The sequence below is a fragment of the Rhizobium sp. RHZ01 genome (assembly GCF_014851595.1).
GTDB lineage: Bacteria > Pseudomonadota > Alphaproteobacteria > Rhizobiales > Rhizobiaceae > Rhizobium > Rhizobium altiplani.
The window spans coordinates 65877-80949 of the sequence record NZ_JACUZZ010000011.1; the positions used below are offsets into that span (position 1 = coordinate 65877).

General features: G+C 60.0%; 18 protein-coding genes and 1 pseudogene. 10 read left to right on the plus strand and 9 right to left on the minus strand.

Features of this window, described 5'->3' with window-relative positions; translation table 11 throughout:
• Positions 1-9: 9 nt before the first annotated feature.
• Complete coding sequence (locus tag IB248_RS31720) at positions 10-210, plus strand: hypothetical protein (RefSeq protein WP_246733760.1); 201 nt, start codon at positions 10-12, stop codon at positions 208-210.
• A 95-nt stretch (positions 211-305) separates the two neighbouring features.
• On the opposite strand, the gene IB248_RS13600 is transcribed toward IB248_RS31720, so the two are convergent.
• From IB248_RS13600 to IB248_RS13610, 3 genes are all read right to left on the minus strand, one after another.
• Positions 306-968, minus strand: a complete 663-nt coding sequence (locus tag IB248_RS13600) for a hypothetical protein (RefSeq protein ID WP_192241085.1) — start codon at positions 966-968, stop codon at positions 306-308.
• A gap of 236 nt (positions 969-1204) precedes the next feature.
• Positions 1205-1654 (minus strand): EF-hand domain-containing protein, encoded by a 450-nt coding sequence (locus IB248_RS13605; RefSeq protein ID WP_192241086.1) that lies wholly within the window; start codon positions 1652-1654, stop codon positions 1205-1207.
• Between the two features lie 459 nt (positions 1655-2113).
• A complete protein-coding gene (locus IB248_RS13610; RefSeq protein WP_192241087.1) occupies positions 2114-3097 on the minus strand; it encodes a zinc-dependent alcohol dehydrogenase family protein in 984 nt (327 codons plus the stop codon).
• A gap of 155 nt (positions 3098-3252) precedes the next feature.
• Here IB248_RS13610 and IB248_RS13615 point away from each other — a divergent pair, with 155 nt between their 5' ends.
• Positions 3253-3564 (plus strand): hypothetical protein, encoded by a 312-nt coding sequence (locus tag IB248_RS13615; RefSeq protein ID WP_169682982.1) that lies wholly within the window; start codon positions 3253-3255, stop codon positions 3562-3564.
• 62 nt (positions 3565-3626) lie between these two features.
• Here IB248_RS13615 and IB248_RS13620 read toward each other — a convergent pair whose 3' ends face one another.
• Positions 3627-3884: a hypothetical protein gene (locus tag IB248_RS13620; protein ID WP_169682984.1), complete on the minus strand. Its 258-nt coding sequence runs from the start codon at positions 3882-3884 to the stop codon at positions 3627-3629.
• 149 nt (positions 3885-4033) lie between these two features.
• Between IB248_RS13620 and IB248_RS13625 the strand changes: the two genes are divergently transcribed.
• Both IB248_RS13625 and IB248_RS13630 read left to right on the plus strand, forming a co-directional pair.
• Positions 4034-4867 carry a universal stress protein gene (locus tag IB248_RS13625; protein WP_169682986.1) on the plus strand — a complete coding sequence of 278 codons (834 nt, stop codon included), beginning with the start codon at positions 4034-4036 and terminating at the stop codon, positions 4865-4867.
• Positions 4868-4943: 76 nt separating this feature from the next.
• The gene (locus IB248_RS13630) at positions 4944-5756 is read left to right on the plus strand and encodes a universal stress protein (protein ID WP_169682988.1); all 813 of its coding nucleotides are present in this window, start codon (positions 4944-4946) and stop codon (positions 5754-5756) included.
• Here IB248_RS13630 and IB248_RS13635 read toward each other — a convergent pair.
• Complete coding sequence (locus IB248_RS13635; RefSeq protein ID WP_246733761.1) at positions 5753-6079, minus strand: hypothetical protein; 327 nt, start codon at positions 6077-6079, stop codon at positions 5753-5755. The genes IB248_RS13630 and IB248_RS13635 overlap by 4 nt on opposite strands.
• Positions 6080-6321: 242 nt before the next feature.
• Here IB248_RS13635 and IB248_RS31340 point away from each other — a divergent pair, with 242 nt between their 5' ends.
• Together IB248_RS31340 and IB248_RS13645 are read left to right on the plus strand one after the other, a co-directional pair.
• Positions 6322-6678 (plus strand): hypothetical protein, encoded by a 357-nt coding sequence (locus tag IB248_RS31340; RefSeq protein ID WP_312867251.1) that lies wholly within the window; start codon positions 6322-6324, stop codon positions 6676-6678.
• Between the two features lie 104 nt (positions 6679-6782).
• Positions 6783-7721 carry an ABC transporter ATP-binding protein gene (locus tag IB248_RS13645; protein ID WP_113164021.1) on the plus strand — a complete coding sequence of 313 codons (939 nt, stop codon included), beginning with the start codon at positions 6783-6785 and terminating at the stop codon, positions 7719-7721.
• A 59-nt stretch (positions 7722-7780) separates the two neighbouring features.
• Here IB248_RS13645 and IB248_RS13650 read toward each other — a convergent pair whose 3' ends face one another.
• Both IB248_RS13650 and IB248_RS13655 read right to left on the minus strand, forming a co-directional pair.
• Positions 7781-8164 (minus strand): phasin family protein, encoded by a 384-nt coding sequence (locus IB248_RS13650; RefSeq protein WP_113164022.1) that lies wholly within the window; start codon positions 8162-8164, stop codon positions 7781-7783.
• Between the two features lie 38 nt (positions 8165-8202).
• Entirely contained in the window at positions 8203-8640 is a 438-nt protein-coding gene (locus IB248_RS13655) for a universal stress protein (RefSeq protein ID WP_169682992.1), read from the minus strand.
• A gap of 350 nt (positions 8641-8990) precedes the next feature.
• Between IB248_RS13655 and IB248_RS13660 the strand changes: the two are divergent.
• A pseudogene (locus IB248_RS13660) lies at positions 8991-9377 on the plus strand (DUF2254 family protein); the annotation flags it as partial.
• 480 nt (positions 9378-9857) lie between these two features.
• Here the strand turns inward: IB248_RS13660 and IB248_RS13665 are convergent.
• Both IB248_RS13665 and IB248_RS13670 read right to left on the minus strand, forming a co-directional pair.
• Positions 9858-11222 carry an ATP-binding protein gene (locus tag IB248_RS13665; RefSeq protein WP_169682994.1) on the minus strand — a complete coding sequence of 455 codons (1365 nt, stop codon included), beginning with the start codon at positions 11220-11222 and terminating at the stop codon, positions 9858-9860.
• Positions 11219-11878 carry a response regulator transcription factor gene (locus IB248_RS13670; protein WP_169682996.1) on the minus strand — a complete coding sequence of 220 codons (660 nt, stop codon included), beginning with the start codon at positions 11876-11878 and terminating at the stop codon, positions 11219-11221. Before IB248_RS13670 ends, IB248_RS13665 begins: the two co-directional genes overlap by 4 nt.
• Before the next feature lie 156 nt (positions 11879-12034).
• Here IB248_RS13670 and IB248_RS13675 point away from each other — a divergent pair, with 156 nt between their 5' ends.
• The 3 genes from IB248_RS13675 to IB248_RS13685 are packed head-to-tail and all read left to right on the plus strand — an operon-like array spanning position 12035 to position 15072.
• Positions 12035-12349: a hypothetical protein gene (locus IB248_RS13675; protein WP_169682998.1), complete on the plus strand. Its 315-nt coding sequence runs from the start codon at positions 12035-12037 to the stop codon at positions 12347-12349.
• 35 nt (positions 12350-12384) lie between these two features.
• A complete protein-coding gene (locus IB248_RS13680; protein ID WP_025662080.1) occupies positions 12385-12855 on the plus strand; it encodes a DUF2271 domain-containing protein in 471 nt (156 codons plus the stop codon).
• A gap of 18 nt (positions 12856-12873) precedes the next feature.
• Entirely contained in the window at positions 12874-15072 is a 2199-nt protein-coding gene (locus IB248_RS13685; RefSeq protein WP_169683000.1) for a PepSY domain-containing protein, read from the plus strand.
• Position 15073 lies beyond the last annotated feature (1 nt).

The window sequence follows — 15073 nt, forward strand, 5'->3', positions numbered from 1 at the left end:
AGGAACGACATGCTCAGGCGAATCGCAATCATATTGCTGGCTTTGGCCGCCGGCGCTTCATGCATCGAAATTGGCGGCGGCCTACCGGTCGAATTCAACTTCGTGTCAAACGCCGAGGCCAGGGTCGGGCGTCCGCTGACACCTGTCAGCGTCGCCGGCGTTGCTCGCAGGAGCGCGCGCCGATGCGCGGCTGGGGTCTATAATTGTTAGCTAAGGTGGCGGCCGAAAGCGAACAGCATCCATCTCCTCCTCTTCGGGGAGCAACGACGGCAAGTTCGCCAGGAAAGCGTGCGTTGGTGAACCCCTCAAACTGCCTGCATGTAATCCGCCACACTGTAGCAATGGCTCGCCTGATAGGCGTTCCGCCCCCGGTTCATGTGCGTCAGGTTGAACGTGCGAATGGCGCTCAGTACGCGGCGGCTTCTGAGAAATTTGCGGATCGAGACAGAGCCGCGCACATTGATGCCGAGAATATCAGCACCACGCGGGAAGAAGTAACTGACGTGCTCTGGCATCGCGACACTTTGCTCGAGAAAGTGTTCGTCCACCCGGCTCGGTGTTGCTGAACCATCTGTAGTGAAATCCGAAAGATGCACGATGAATCGGGCGCGGATATCGTCACCGTGGGCATAGAGCGTGAAGAGCTCCATCCAGCTCGCATTGACTCGTATGAGCGGCTTGTCCGAGGTGGATGGCAGACAGGAAACCGACCAGTAGTAGCGCTCGGTCTTGCGCCTGATCGGAATGCAGTTTGGACCGTATAGCCCGAGAATCTCCAGCAGTTGCCTCGCTTGCGGGCGACTGAGGAGCTTCTCAAATCGAGCGACATATTTGAAGCGCTGTTCAAGGGACTCCGGGCGCTCGCCCGCGTCCAACAAGTCGATCTTCCCCGCTATCCAATCGCGCTGCTGCTGAAGATCGAGGAATTGTCCCACACCGGTTGTTCTCGGGCGTGAAGTCGCGCCCATGTCAGACGTCCTGCGAATTTCGTATGCTTGTCATCGTCCAGCTCCTGTCCCCGCTAGAATGTCAGCGGGTCTAAGCATCAATGCGCCTTCGAATGATACCTCGCCAATGGGAAATCTGGAAAGTCTGGGCAGCCAGGATCAGAAAGTTACATGACCGTTCGTCGTCTTGGCAACGGATCGCGGTCGCGCCAGCCGAATGGCGCGATCGTCGATCATCCCGGTCATCGTTCCGAAGCCTATTGCTGCCAGAACGTCTGCATCTCTTCGGGCGTGACCTTTCCGTCCTTGTTGGCGTCCACGCTGTCGAAGATTCGCCTGTGGATCGTCATCACCTCCTCGAAGGACAGCGCGCCATCCGCGTTCGTGTCGGCGATCGCAAACATAATCTTCATCATGGGTCCTCGGATACCCATCATAGGCATGCCGCCAACCATGCCGGACTGCATCATGTTCCCGGCCATCATACCACCAGCCATCATGCCTGGTCCGCCTGGCATAGCGCCCTGGCCCTGTCCCATCATGCCACCCCCCATCATGTGCGGCATTCCAGACTGTGGGGTGGCCTGCGCCAAATTCACAGGATGATGGAGATCGGCTCCGCTCGTCTGGCCGTAGACGGCGCCGGCTCCTCCTATAGCAATCAGCGCGGCCAGCAGGACCGCATTTGCAGTTCGTATGGTTCTCATGTCGTTTCTCCTTTTGCTGGTCTGTATCCGCGGCTTCTTACTGAACGAATTCTATTGTGGTTCCCGACGACCGCGCCGGGGGACAACTAGGCGATCGACGCGCGCCGCAGCCGCAGCCGCAGCCGATGACGCTGACCGAGGATCGGCGAGAGGCAGCCCGAAGATTGGATAGAGCACGCCTGCCGCTCCGGGCACACCCGCCGCGTTGTAGTATGCGAGCGAAGAACAGGTTCTGGCGGATGTTGCTCATCATCGCCTGGCTGAGCTTTCGCGCCCTCGCAATGCCCTGCAGTTCGCCCTCCACCGGGCTGCATATGCAGCCACTTTGACATGCGAACAATGAACCTGCCGGCTGCGTGCTTCTTTGATATGAATCAAGAGTGTGGAAACATCACCCTTCCGCTTCGGAACCCGGCATCAACCAAAGCAAATGCCGCGGTGCATCGTCGAGCGGCTGGGTCACGGCACGAGCACCGCTGCCCCATTGATCCGCCCTGCCCGCAAGTCGGCCAGCGCGTCATTGGCACGCTCCAGTGGATAGGAGGTGGTGACTGTTCGGATGCTCGCCTGTCCCATCAGCCCGAAGAATTCTCGAGCATCGTCGCGTGTGAGATTGGCTACCGATACGATGCGACGCTCTCCCCACAGGAGCCGATAGGGCATGGCCGGAATGTCGCTCATGTGGATGCCCCCGCAAACGACGGTGCCGCCTTTGCGGACCGCCGCCAGAGCTTTGGGAACCAACTCTCCTACTGGCGCAAATATGATAGCCGCGTCCAGTTGCACAGGTGGCATCTCGTCCGAGAAGCCCGCCCAGCTGGCGCCCAGCTCGAGCGCGAAGCGCCTTCCCGCCTCATCCCCCGGACGAACAAAAGCGTAGACCTCCTGCTTTCGCCACTGGCACACTTGCGCGAGAATGTGCGCCGCTGCACCGAAGCCATAGAGGCCGATCGCCTTGCCTTGTCCAGCCATTTTCAATGATCGCCATCCGATCAGACCCGCGCAAAGGAGAGGCGCGGTTGCGACAGGGTCTAAGCCCTCTGGTAAAGTGAACGCATAGTTCGCGTCGGCCACGACATGCGTCGCAAATCCGCCGTCGAGCGTATAGCCGGTAAAGCCGGGTGCGTCGCAAAGGTTTTCGGTTCCAGAGAGACAGAATGAGCAACATCCGCACGTGTGTCCGAGCCATGGCACGCCCACCCTCCATCCCTCAAGGTTTTTCGAGACACCGGGGCCAACGGCGACCACGCGACCAACGATCTCGTGTCCAAGCACCAAAGGCAGCTTCGGATTTGGAAGATCGCCATCGAAGACGTGAAGGTCCGTGCGGCAAACCCTGCAGGCTTCCACCGCTATCACAGCCTGACCCGCGGAAGGACACGGATCCGGCGTCTCCATAAGACGCAGCGGAACGCCGACTCTTTCCAGGACCATCGCCCTCATCTCTTTCTCCTTGTCGACACCCGATGGATCATTTCGATCAATCCGAAAGCCAAAGCTTGCCGCCTTGACCTGGATCAACAACCCTGACCCCGTCTCCGGATAAGCTTAAGTCGGTTCCCACGTCGTGGTGGCCGCAGCAACAGGAGGATAGCAGGATGAACCAGATGGTGACCGCCGCCAAGGACAAGGACGCATCGGCTTTCGCCGCGTGCACATCCGCCCCTCCTGCCAGAAAGAACGAAGGCGACATCCTGCTCGAGCGGGCGGACGACGACCATTGGGTCGTCACGATGATCTCACCGCGGGCTCTCGACTGGGCGACAAGGGAGCTCTGCTGTCCTCTTCGTTCCTGCTTCTCCGGAAGCATGCTGCTAGACATGATGAGCGCCGACCGTCTGTTGAAGCAAGCTCGCACCCAGGGATTCAGGACGGAGTTCGTCGGGCTTGGCGGAATGGACGTCTTTTAGCGCCCGACCGGCGCACGCCCACCAAATCGAGAGTCGACCGGGGTTAACCCGCGGCTTGCCGGCTATCCCGTACCCGCCTCGGGATGCGCATCGTAGAATCCGAGAAACCAATATACGTCCTGCTCGAGGTCGGCACATAGCTGACCGTACTCGCCGAGCAGCTTTTTATCTCCCGACGTCCGCAACCATTCGAGATAAAGAACCACCTCGCTGTAGGATTCGCATAGGTCCTTTACGCGATGCCGCTTGCCGCGAAAGGCCCGATACCGCATCTGCAGAAGCAGCCAGCCGTGAGCGAAAGGACCGAATGTTTGTCGCATTGCAGGCTGCCGGTACTGCGTTTCGATTGGACGTTTGAACGCAGAAGTCGTCCAGCGGTTCCCTGAGCTCAGCAATCGATTTTGACGAGCATCAAAGAAGCCTTCCAGGAAAGCGATATGATTGCAGCTATCAAGAAGGAGGCAGTGCAATGAGTATCAAAACCGTCATGTGCGTCTTCGACGTCGACCGCTGGGACCAGGACCTCAAGTCGGCAATGGAATTTTGCGAAACACAGGGCGCCCATATGACCGCCCTTGTGATCTGCATGGGGGCCGTTCCGGCGATCGCCACCTACGAAGCAATCTCAACAGCGTGGCTCGAAGGCCAACAGCAGGAAATAGACCGGCTCGCCGCGGAAACGAAAGCGGTACAGGAGATCCTGGAAAGGACGGAGCTGTCCTTCGACGTCCAGGAGGTCTACACAGAGTTTGCGTGGGCGGAAGGAGACATCGCTCAGCATGCGCTGTACGCCGATCTCGTTCTCGTGGGAGCCCAAGCTGCCGGCAACGAGGATCTTCAGAGACGTATCGTCGACGGTGCCCTGTTCGAGTCTCCGACGCCGATCCTGATCAACCCACGTACGCAGGCTGTCAGCTCGTTTCCAAAGTCGATCCTGCTCGCTTGGGATTCGAGCGACGAGGCAGCGCGTGCCACCCGCCAGTCGCTGGAATTCCTGAAGGGCTGTGGTGCCGTTCACATCACGATCGTAGACCCGGTCGCGAGAAGCTGGGAGAATGGCGAAGAGCCCGGATCCGACATCGCCATGTTCCTCACCCGTCACGGCGTGAAGGTCGAGGTCGATCGAGTTGCCAGCGGTGGACGCCGCGTGGACGAAACCTTGCGCCAACATGCCACGGACGTGGCAGCCGACATGGTGGTCATGGGTGCCTACAATCACCCGCGGATACAGCAACGCCTGTTTGGAGGCGTCACCCGTTCGATGCTGAAGGACAGCCGGGTTCCGCTTTTCCTGTCGCGGTAGTGGAAACGTCTAGCGGCCCTGCCGGTCGGCCCGGACGCTAGAAGCAATGGACCATGTAATGTCTTGGGAGGACGCCATGAAGCCACAGTTTCATCTGCCATTGACCACGCGTCCGGAAGCGAGTTCGTTTGCGATCATCGAGAACGCTATTCAGTTTTCGTTGCATCAGGGTGCCCATCTTGTCGCCAGCCTTGCTGCCGCGCGGCGCCATGGCGACGAAGCCGCCGAAGCATATTCAGACGATGACGAGTTCCAGGCAGACCGCTTTGATAGGGATGTCGCAGCTCAGCTCGTCAGGCATTTGCGGGAGGGGGCCGAACGGGTTGGCCTCGACGTGAGGCTTGTTCCCACTGAGGCCGAGGCGATGTCGGCGACAATCCGGCTGGCCGAACTTGCTCGCGCCTACGACGTTACGATCCTGGAAAACACCGAGCTGGCGAGGCCGATTGTAGAAAGCCTCGTCTTTGACAGCGGTCGCCCGCTGCTTCTCCTGCCGTCGGCCGATTTCTATGGCCGCATCGACAATATTGCGATCGCATGGGATGGGAGTGCAACGGCGGCCCGCGCCGTCGCCAACGCGTTCCCTATGATCCAATCGGCGACGAAAGCGACAGTAATATGTGTGGGCGCCGCGGCTCGGCGGAGTGAGGGTTTTCTTGATCGCTATACCGAAGCACTGAAGCATTCAGGGCTCGAAGTCGCGTTAGCTGTCGTGCACAGCGACGCAGAAGACGTCACCACCATCATCCAGGACAACGCCATAGAGGGCCATGCCGACCTTCTTATCGCTGGTGCCTATGGGCACACCAAGCTGCGCGAGGCCCTGGTCGGCGGTGTGACGCGCACCTTACTCGACAATCTCCGCATTCCGGCCCTGCTATCCCACTAAGCTAGCGCTCGAAGGGCGTTCACGACGACCGCGACATCGATCGCCTCCCGGATCAGAGCGCCCTGGACCGGCGGGAGAAGTCCGACTCCGGCGAATGCCATCGCGACCGCAGACAGACCAATACCAACTGCCACGCTTTGGAGTGCAATTCGCCACGACCGACGGGCGACCCCCAACGCGGCCACTATGCCGCTCAACCCGCTCTTGAGCAGCACGAGGTCCGCAGCCTCAGCCGCGGCGGCCAGCTTGCCGCGGGCGACCGATAGTCCGACGTCCGCTGCGGCCAGTGCCGGAGCGTCATTGACGCCGTCGCCCACCATCATCACGTTGCCCAGCGTCTTCGTCCTTAAAAGGACTTCTACCTTGTCTGCCGCACTGAGATCTGCCTAGACGGTGTCCATTCCAAGACGGTCAGCGATTACCTTAGCGACCTCGAGCCGATCGCCGCTTGCGAGCGAAATATGCTTTATGCCGAGCATGCGGAGATCTTCGATTGCCCGAACGGCATCCCCGCTTAGTGTTCAAGGCGTGGACGAACCCTGCCCTATTCCAAACGGGATGGTTCGTGGAGTCGCTGCTGACGCAGACTCTGGTCATACATATCATACGGACTTCCCGCATTCCGTTCGTCGAAAGCTCCGCCAACCCGGCCCTGGTGACAACGAGCCTCCTCATCGCGGGCGTCCGCGTTTTCCTACCCTTTACTGGCGTCGGAAGCGCGCTGGGCTTCGTGTCCCTGCCTCTTCTGTACTGGCCAATGCTGGCGGCAATCCTCTTTCTCTATGCAATCCTCGCACACTGGCGAAGGACTGGTTTGTCCGATGATGGGGCTTGTAGGAATAGGTGCTCGATCTCCGCGTGCCCTACCGACCGCCAGCGAAATTGCGGTGAGTCAATGAAGCGAGGGCCCGGATCTGGCTGAATGTCCCCTCAGGAGGACGCTCGATTGGATTTGAGGGGAGACGACACGAGGCGCCCGCACAGGCAGACACGGAGGCGAATATGCTATCTCGCAAGGAAGACGCCATGCCGCGGAGGCTTTCCGGGTTCATCTCGATGATGGGACGGGGCCATCAGGCAATGTTGGTTTTGCTGTCGGTTCTCTTGTTCGCCGTGGGAATTCTGCCGCTCGAGGTTCAACGACGCATCGTAAACGGCGCGACACAGGGAGCGACTCTGAACACGATCCTCGTACTCGTGCTCGCCTACCTGGCGCTCGTCCTGAGCGAAGGTGGGATCAAGCTTGTTTTGAACGTCTACCGCGGCTGGATCGGAGAAGTTTCCATTCGTTGGCTTCGCATGGCGGTCATCGATACGAGAGAACGCCATCCCGATGATCTTACCACCTTGGCCGAAGGCGTCGAAATGTCGATCGTGCTCGCGGAGGCGGAACCTGTGGGTGGGTTTGTCGGCACCAGCATCTCGGAGCCAATCCTACAGGCGGGCATCCTTTTGGCAGTCGGTAGCTACATGATCTACCTTCAGCCGCTCCTTGCTCTAGCCGTCATCGCCGTATTCGTCCCGCAGTCCGTCCTGGTTCCTGTTCTCCAAGGGCTAATCAATCAGCGGGTCAAGACGAAGATCACCGTCATGCGACACCTCAGTGAGGAGATGGTCGACCATACTTCGCCGAACTCGCCGAAGCACCAGGCAGCCCGCGTCCAACGACTATTTTCGACCAACATGAGCATCTACAAGCTCAAGTACGCGCTCAACTTCCTGATGAACCTGATGTTTCAGCTCGGTTTTGCCGGAATATTCGCGCTTGGGGGCTATTATGTCATAACGGGCAAGATCGAGATTGGGACTGTCGTCGCCTTCATTGCGGGCCTCAACAAAGTGTCGGACCCCTGGGGAGCGCTCGTCGACTGGTATCGCGACTTGAAGGTAACCCAGGTGAAATACGAGCTTATCCGTGACGCGAGCACGGCAAATGCCAGTCAGGCAAACATGCAGGCGAATTAGGTCTGCGATATCGTTGCATGGGCCTCCTGACATTGTCGCCAGGGAGGAGGAAAGGAAGGCTAGGCGACAGTTCGAGCGGCCATGTCTTCCAATCCCGAAGCGGCTTCCTCCTCTATGCGATGTGCTGCCTCCGAGGCCAGCTTCGAACCAATCATGAGCATATTGCTGATTTCGCTAGCGTAATCGGTTTTAGCAACTCGAACGAAATCGCCGATGACATCGAGCGCGTCGTTTCTTCCTGCACTGCCAACAAGATCACCAACGAGCCTCACATGCTGCTGGTAACGGCGCATCAGAAAACTAAAGGACTCGATCTGGAGGCGCGAGGCAGTGCTCAAGGCCTGGATCTGAAAGCCTACACCTGCTTCCAGAAACTTCTCCGCCGCTGCAACAGCCGGGAGATTCGAGGGAATGGGATAGATCTTGTCGGTGTTTTGGATCATTTCGGTTCTCCCGTTAGCGGATAAAATCCCCGATCCCTTCATCGATATACAAGCACGGGGATACGCGAATGACTGAGGACTTTGTTCGTAACGCTGCCAAGGATCAACGCAGCGACACCTCCGCGGCCATGCGATGCCATTGCGATCAGATCGCATCCATGAAGATCGGCTGTCTCGATGATGGCTTGGTGCACCTCATCGCTCCGGAGCTTGACAGTATAGCAGGTAACTCCCTGATGACGAGCGCGCAACTCGACCTCGTCTAGGAATTGAACGGCTTGTTCATCCGACAACCGATCGTAGTCTTCCCGGCTGGCCGCCAGCTTATCGCTGTCCGTTGTGAAGATGCGAAATGGTTCGATGACGCAGACGAATACGACCGATGCGTTCGCGTCTCTGGCAAACGCCACCGCGTTCTCCGCGGCCGTGACCGCAAGTCTGGATCCATCCGTTGGAACGAGAATCTTTGCAAACATGACACACTTCCTCCTCGCATAAATACTACGGCCGGTCGCTCGCCCGTCTTTGATCCGTGTCAATATTCGGCGAGGAAACTGCGGTCGTCACCTATCGCCAATTGCTCGCAAGGCGGCCCTACCTTGACCAAGATCAAGGAATTCATGGAGCGGATATGCAAAGAGGCCGTGAGGAATCAGCTAGGCGGAATCGCGATGAAACGCGAGAGGGTCATACGGATCGGACATCTGGTCACAGCTCTGGCGATCGGGGGGATCGGTCGCATTCTGGCTGGCGGCCTCGCGCGACATCGCACATATCCCTTACAGCGATGTGATGCGGATGGTCGCCGAAGGCAACGACAGCCGTCCTTGCGATCGACCAGCTTCAACGTCTCCTATGCTTCGTCAGTGGAAGGCACCTGCTCGGCGATGAGATGAGGAGCAAGTCCGGCAAGTTGCGGCTGATCTGCAGAACGACGAACTGGGAGGATTTCGTGCAGTTAACCTTCAGCGAGATCGGCCTCTACGGCGCTGAAAACTTCCAGATCGCCCGTCGATTTCGCGCGGTGATCGAATTTGCATCACAGGTTCTGCCTGACGATCGTCGCCCAGCCCTCCTCAGCGAACTGGATCTGCGCGACCGAATGCTCGAGAGGATCTATGTTTTTCCGGAGGATTTGAACCTGGCTCAGACGCCCGACTCGCAGGGGCTGGGCGGCTCGGAGAGACGGTCGAGACAGGCTAATTCGGATTGAGCTTCAGACGTGGATCCGAAGCCAGTCGATTCAGCAACTTTGCAAACGCAAGACCCAGCCAGCATCATACGGGTGCCGTTTCTGGAACGCTGTCCTCAAAGGCGCGATCTCCGAGCGGCAATGATGATCACGGTTTTCCGGAAGGACGAAACGGGGCAGTTCGTCGCCTCATTTGGACTGCCCGTAATGGGATGGTTGGCCACCAGCTGCATGGCGGCCGTGGGCATCACGATGTTCAGCCTGAGCTAGAATGCGATCATAGAAACGTGTTAACGGATATCATACTCGGGAAAATCGTCCACGTCGCAGATGCCGTCGCATGTCTGCAGTCGTAAGGAGAAATAATCTTCGGCGATTTCTTGGCCACACCTCGACAGAGCGCTTAGCGCCGCTAGTTCAGGCGCTCAATCCCGGAGGTCAAAACTCGATCAGGGATCGGCAGCTCCTTTGTTCGTCTCTTTTTGTCGGTTCCCGCGAAAGTCAGGCGAGAGGCAGCGTTACCTGGATCTGTACGCCTTCATGCTTGAGCGGCCTCGGGGAAACGACTTTCAAACTCATGCCTGTGCGGTCGGCGATTGCCTTTACGATGGAGAATCCCAAGCCGCTACCGCCGACCTTTCCCCCACCGCGCGCGAACCGCTTCCCCAGCCTCTCCGTGGCATCGGCGGACAGGACCGCGCCGTCATTGGCGACGCAAAGTAAGCCGTCTGTCTGCAACGCGACCTCGACTAAACCATTCTGAGCCCCGTGTTTCAGCGCATTTTCAATCAGGTTTCGAAACAGAATGCCAACGGCGTCGGGGTCTAACCTGGAAAGAACCGGTTCTTCCGGAAGGGTCAGCAGGATCCGTCCCTCTCCAGTCCGCGTGAAACCCTCGACGATCATCTCCAGGACAGGTCTCAGATCGGAGGGCTCGTCTGTTTGCAGCCGTCCTCCTTCGGCGCGGGCGAGTTGCATCAACTTTTCCGACGTGCGCATCAGTCGCTTCAGCGTGGTCTCTATCTCTGTTGCCCGCTGGCCCGTTAATTCCTCGCCGGTTTCAGTCCGAATGCGCTGAGCCTGCGCGATCGCGCCTGCAACCGGCGTGCGCAGCTCGTGCGCCGCGTTCGCTGCAAAGGCGCGCTCGGCATTGAACGCCGCCGTCAGACGGTCCAGCAATTGATTGACGCCTGCCGAGATCGGGCGAAGCTCGCTCGGCAGACCGCCATCTGGTAGGGGCGACAGGTCCTGCGCACCGCGGCGGGCAAGCTCTTGTCGAAGCAAGCGTACAGGGCGCAAGGAACGGCGCACCGCCAGAACGATTGCGAGAAGACTGAATGGGATCATCACGATCAACGGCAGCAGAAGCCCCAGCAGCATCTTGCGGGAAAGCTCCGTGCGACGATCCAGCGGTTCGGCAACGGCAATCGTCAGGCCGCCATCGACGCTAGCATCGTAATAGAGTTGGTGCGTTTCGGTGCGCAGAAAACCAGGCTTGACAAACGGCGGAAAGATGGAGGCATCCGCGCCTGCGGAGGCGAGAAGAACCCTCCCGTTGCGGTCACGCACGACAAAAGTTACGTCCTCGCCATACCGCGCCTCGCGGCCGATGCGCCTCTCGCCATGGTCGCCTTCCTCGTTACCATCATGTTCTACAGGATCGCCACGTTCGTCGCCTTCACGCAAGTCGTGCCGGGCAATCGGCAAAACGCGCAGCGCCGTGGCCTTCAGCCCGTCGTCGAACACCTCTTGCATTTCCCCGCCAAGGCGGTGCGCCGTGAGCGCCGCCGCCGCCAACCACAGAAGCGTCACTGAAAGCCCGATGGCAAGTGCCAGGCGCGTCTGAAGCGAAGCGCCGATCTTCACGGTTGCCCCAGCCGATAACCGAGGCCGCGCTCGGTCTCGATCACATGAGCGCCGAGTTTCTTGCGCAACCGGCTGACATGGACCTCGATGGCGTTGCTGTCGATTTCCGTATCGAAGGAATAGAGCCGCTCCTCGAGCTGTGCCTTTGATAGGAGCTGGGAGGGACGTTGCAGAAAGGCCTCAAACAGGACCCATTCTCGCGCCGTAAGAGCAACGGGCTTGCCATTCAACGCGACGCTTCTGGCCGCGAGATCGATGGCGAGCGGACCGAGCGTGATGTTCGGATTTGGGTTGCCGGCATAACGGCGCGCCACCGATCCGATGCGGGCCGATAGTTCTGCAAGGTCGAAGGGCTTCACCATGTAATCATCAGCGCCGGCGTTCAGTCCGGCAATACGGTCAGAGACCTGATCGAGCGCTGTCAGGATCATAACCGGCGTCACGTCGCCCCGCCCGCGCAATCCCTTCAGGAAGGGAACGCCGAGCCCATCGGGCAGCATCAGATCGAGCAGCACCAGATCATAGGCAGCCGCAACGATCGCATCGCCTGCCTGGTCGAGCCGGTTGACCCAATCGACGGAATGCCCATCGGCGGCGATCTGGTCGCGAATGGCCGCACCAAGCGCCGTATCGTCCTCGATCAGCAGAACCCGCATCGCAATCTTTCCTCTCTGCCTCTCTTTGGCCCCGTAGTCCACCCGCCAGCTTACGGGAACCTGAAGCGCTGTCGCGCCAATTGTCAGGTGGCGGTCAGCTTAGGACGCAATTGATCAGCCCGAAATCCCCGTCAGATGCCCAACTGGAGATCACTTATGACATACCGCAAACTTCTTCTGGCCGCGTGCGCCGGCATAGGCTTTCTCGCCCCCCTGGGCAGTCTCGCGATGCCGTTCCCCGCAGCGAAGACCACTGGGGCCATATTGGCCGGGTATCAAGAGAACGAGGACGATGATCACCAGGAACATCGCCTCCGTCATGACGACAATGGCCGCTACGCCGCCGACGACTGCGAAGACGAGGATGAAAATTCCTGCGGTCGAGGCGGCGTCTTGCAGCAGCAGAACGCCACCCCGCCAAGCAACGGCCTGTTCACGCCTGGCTCCAAGCCGCGCGCCCAGACGAACTGAACCGCCAAGTCCGACCAAGGAGACGATAAATGAGAATGAAGTCCTTCATTGCCCTGCTTGCTGTCACTACGGCCCTTACCGTTCCCGGCCTTGCCATGGCCCGCGAGGTGACCTTCACCACCAACATGCGCAGCTACGGCGGTGATGGCGCCTACGTTGCCTATTACGTCACCGATGCGCAAGGCAAGTATGTCGGCAGTCTCTGGATGGCGGGCGGCAAGACTAGATACTACGAGCATCTCGGCGGCTGGTACCGTGCCACCGGCGGTGACATCGGCGAGATCAACGGCATTACGGGCGCCAGCGTTGGGGCGGGTCGTTCGCTTAAGGTCACGGTCGACCTTGCCGATACGCTGTTCGATGCCGGCTATCAGCTTCACATCGATTCCGCCGTGGAGGACATGCGCGACAGTCCGAATGAGATCGTGGTGCCGCTGACGTCGGGCGGCTCGGGCCAGAACGTGAAAGGTACGCGCTACATCGCCGCCTTCACCTACGTGCGTTGAGGAGAAGGGACACCTGTCATGAGTCGCTCGCTCCACCGCTGCTTCGGACTGATCGCTACCGTCCTTCTCACCGTCGTCGCGCTGAGCGGCGCCGCACTCTCGATCTTCCCAGCCGCAGAGGCGCTCACCACACCTGCGGCGCAGCGTATCAGCGTCGCGGAACTCGCCACGCGAGTCCAGGCGTCAGAACCTACGGTCGAACAGATCAGGCGCGCGCCGTCTGGGCGGATCACCGCCTATTACTACGAAGGCGACCAACCCGCCTCCGCTGTCATCGACCCTGCCACTGGCCAGCCGGTCGGCAGCGCCGGCACCTCGGAGCTGGAGCGTTGGTTGACCAATCTTCATCGTTCGCTTTTCTTGGACGATCCCGGACGCTTCATAACTGCTGGCAGTGCAGCGGTTGTGCTTGCCCTTGCAATCTCCGGGCTATTCCTGATGGCGCGGCGCGCCGGCGGCTGGCGGTCCGTCCTGACATCCGTTCGCGGCTACGGCGATGGACGCTTACACGCCGTCGTCTCACGCCTTGCCCTGCCCGGCCTCTTCCTCTCCGCGCTCACCGCGTTCTGGATGACGGCTGCTGTTTTCGGGCTATTGCCGGAAGGCGCGAATGCGCCGGCCTTCCCGGCCAACGTCAGCGGCAAGACCGGCGTGGCCCTTACCTCTGTCGCCCTGCTTCAAGAGACTATGGTCGATGACCTGCTCTCGCTTAACTTCCCTGCCACCGGCGACTCAACGGACGTTTTCACACTCAAGAAAACAGGAGGAGAAGCTTACATCGACCAGGGCAACGGTGCGCTGCTGGCTTGGTCTGACGCCGGCTGGGTCGACAAGGTCACACGCCTCATGACCATGCTGCACACCGGGCGCGGCGTGGCGTGGCTTGGGCTCGTCCTCGGGTTCTCTGCGCTTGCGGTACCCGTCCTTGGCTGGACTGGCATGATTGTCTGGCTGAGGGGGCGCCGCAACCCCAAGGCAGCCTCGGTTGCCGCCGACGAGGCCGATACGATCCTGCTAGTCGGCAGTGAGAACGGAACGACCTGGGGCTTCGCCAATACGCTGCAGACTGCTCTTTCCGCACAGGGTCTTTGCGTTCATGTCGGCCCGATGTCCAATTTCGAGCCGGCCCACTGGCCAAAGGCGCGGCGTGTCATTCTGTTCGCCGCCACCTATGGCGATGGCACGGCGCCTGCAGCCTCCAAGGAATTCGTCGAACGCTTCGAGCGTGTGCCGGCAATGCCCGGCCTGCCGCTCGCCGTGCTCGGTTTCGGCGATCGCAGCTTCCCGGCCTTCTGCGGTTTCGCCACCGAGATCGCGAGGATCGCTGAGGACAAGGGCTGGGCCGTCCTTAGCCCCTTCGACACGGTAGATCGACAATCGCCACAGGATTTCGCCCGTTGGGGGCGGCGCCTGGCTGAAACGCTTGGCCTCGTTTTCGAGCTGAACCACCAACCGACCGCTCCGAAGACCTGGAGATTGCCGGTCATATCTCGCCGCGATTATGGAGCAAGCGTACAGGCGACAACCGCCATCCTGCGCTTTGCCCTTCCGAAGATATCGCTTTGGCAGCGTCTAACGGGCAAGGGCTTCTCGCGGTTTGAGGCCGGAGACCTGATCGGCATCGTGCCACAAGGCTCGGATCTGCCGCGATTCTACTCGCTTGCTTCCGGTATGAAAGATGGCTTTCTCGAAATCTGTGTCCGCAAGCAAGTCGGAGGGCTTTGCTCCAACCAACTCACCGCGCTGGAACCGGGCGAGACTATTGCGGCCTTCGTGCGTCCAAACCCGGCGTTCCGTCCGGCGCGCGGACGCAAGCCCGTCATCCTCATCGGCGCTGGCGCGGGGATCGGTCCGCTAGCCGGCTTTGCCCGCGGAAACCGGGGATGCCGTCCCATGCATCTCTATTTCGGAACCCGCCATCCAGCTAGCGATGCGCTCTACGCGGAGGAACTTTCCAACTGGAACAAGGACGGCCGGCTGACCTCGGTCTCGACCGCTTTCTCGCGAACCGCCAACCCGGTCTATGTGCAGGATATCCTGTGCAAGGATGCCGAGCGAATCGGCAAGCTTATCGCTGCGGGCGGTCAGGTTCTCATCTGCGGGAGTCGGGACATGGCGGCGGCTGTTGCAACCGTGCTCGCCGACATTCTCGCGCCACAGGGTTTCAACCTCGCGGTCCTGAAAGCCAATGGTCGCTATGCCGAGGACGTGTACTGAC

Bases quoted from the DNA above. Each gene is read 5' to 3' on its own strand.
- IB248_RS31720 (WP_246733760.1), top strand. From the start codon at position 10: ATGCTCAGGCGAATCGCAATCATATTGCTGGCTTTGGCCGCCGGCGCT.
- IB248_RS13600 (WP_192241085.1), bottom strand. From the start codon at position 968: ATGGGCGCGACTTCACGCCCGAGAACAACCGGTGTGGGACAATTCCTC.
- IB248_RS13605 (WP_192241086.1), bottom strand. From the start codon at position 1,654: ATGAGAACCATACGAACTGCAAATGCGGTCCTGCTGGCCGCGCTGATT.
- IB248_RS13610 (WP_192241087.1), bottom strand. From the start codon at position 3,097: ATGAGGGCGATGGTCCTGGAAAGAGTCGGCGTTCCGCTGCGTCTTATG.
- IB248_RS13615 (WP_169682982.1), top strand. From the start codon at position 3,253: ATGAACCAGATGGTGACCGCCGCCAAGGACAAGGACGCATCGGCTTTC.
- IB248_RS13620 (WP_169682984.1), bottom strand. From the start codon at position 3,884: ATGCGACAAACATTCGGTCCTTTCGCTCACGGCTGGCTGCTTCTGCAG.
- IB248_RS13625 (WP_169682986.1), top strand. From the start codon at position 4,034: ATGAGTATCAAAACCGTCATGTGCGTCTTCGACGTCGACCGCTGGGAC.
- IB248_RS13630 (WP_169682988.1), top strand. From the start codon at position 4,944: ATGAAGCCACAGTTTCATCTGCCATTGACCACGCGTCCGGAAGCGAGT.
- IB248_RS13635 (WP_246733761.1), bottom strand. From the start codon at position 6,079: ATGATGGTGGGCGACGGCGTCAATGACGCTCCGGCACTGGCCGCAGCG.
- IB248_RS13645 (WP_113164021.1), top strand. From the start codon at position 6,783: ATGCCGCGGAGGCTTTCCGGGTTCATCTCGATGATGGGACGGGGCCAT.
- IB248_RS13650 (WP_113164022.1), bottom strand. From the start codon at position 8,164: ATGATCCAAAACACCGACAAGATCTATCCCATTCCCTCGAATCTCCCG.
- IB248_RS13655 (WP_169682992.1), bottom strand. From the start codon at position 8,640: ATGTTTGCAAAGATTCTCGTTCCAACGGATGGATCCAGACTTGCGGTC.
- IB248_RS13670 (WP_169682996.1), bottom strand. From the start codon at position 11,878: ATGCGGGTTCTGCTGATCGAGGACGATACGGCGCTTGGTGCGGCCATT.
- IB248_RS13675 (WP_169682998.1), top strand. From the start codon at position 12,035: ATGACATACCGCAAACTTCTTCTGGCCGCGTGCGCCGGCATAGGCTTT.
- IB248_RS13680 (WP_025662080.1), top strand. From the start codon at position 12,385: ATGAAGTCCTTCATTGCCCTGCTTGCTGTCACTACGGCCCTTACCGTT.
- IB248_RS13685 (WP_169683000.1), top strand. From the start codon at position 12,874: ATGAGTCGCTCGCTCCACCGCTGCTTCGGACTGATCGCTACCGTCCTT.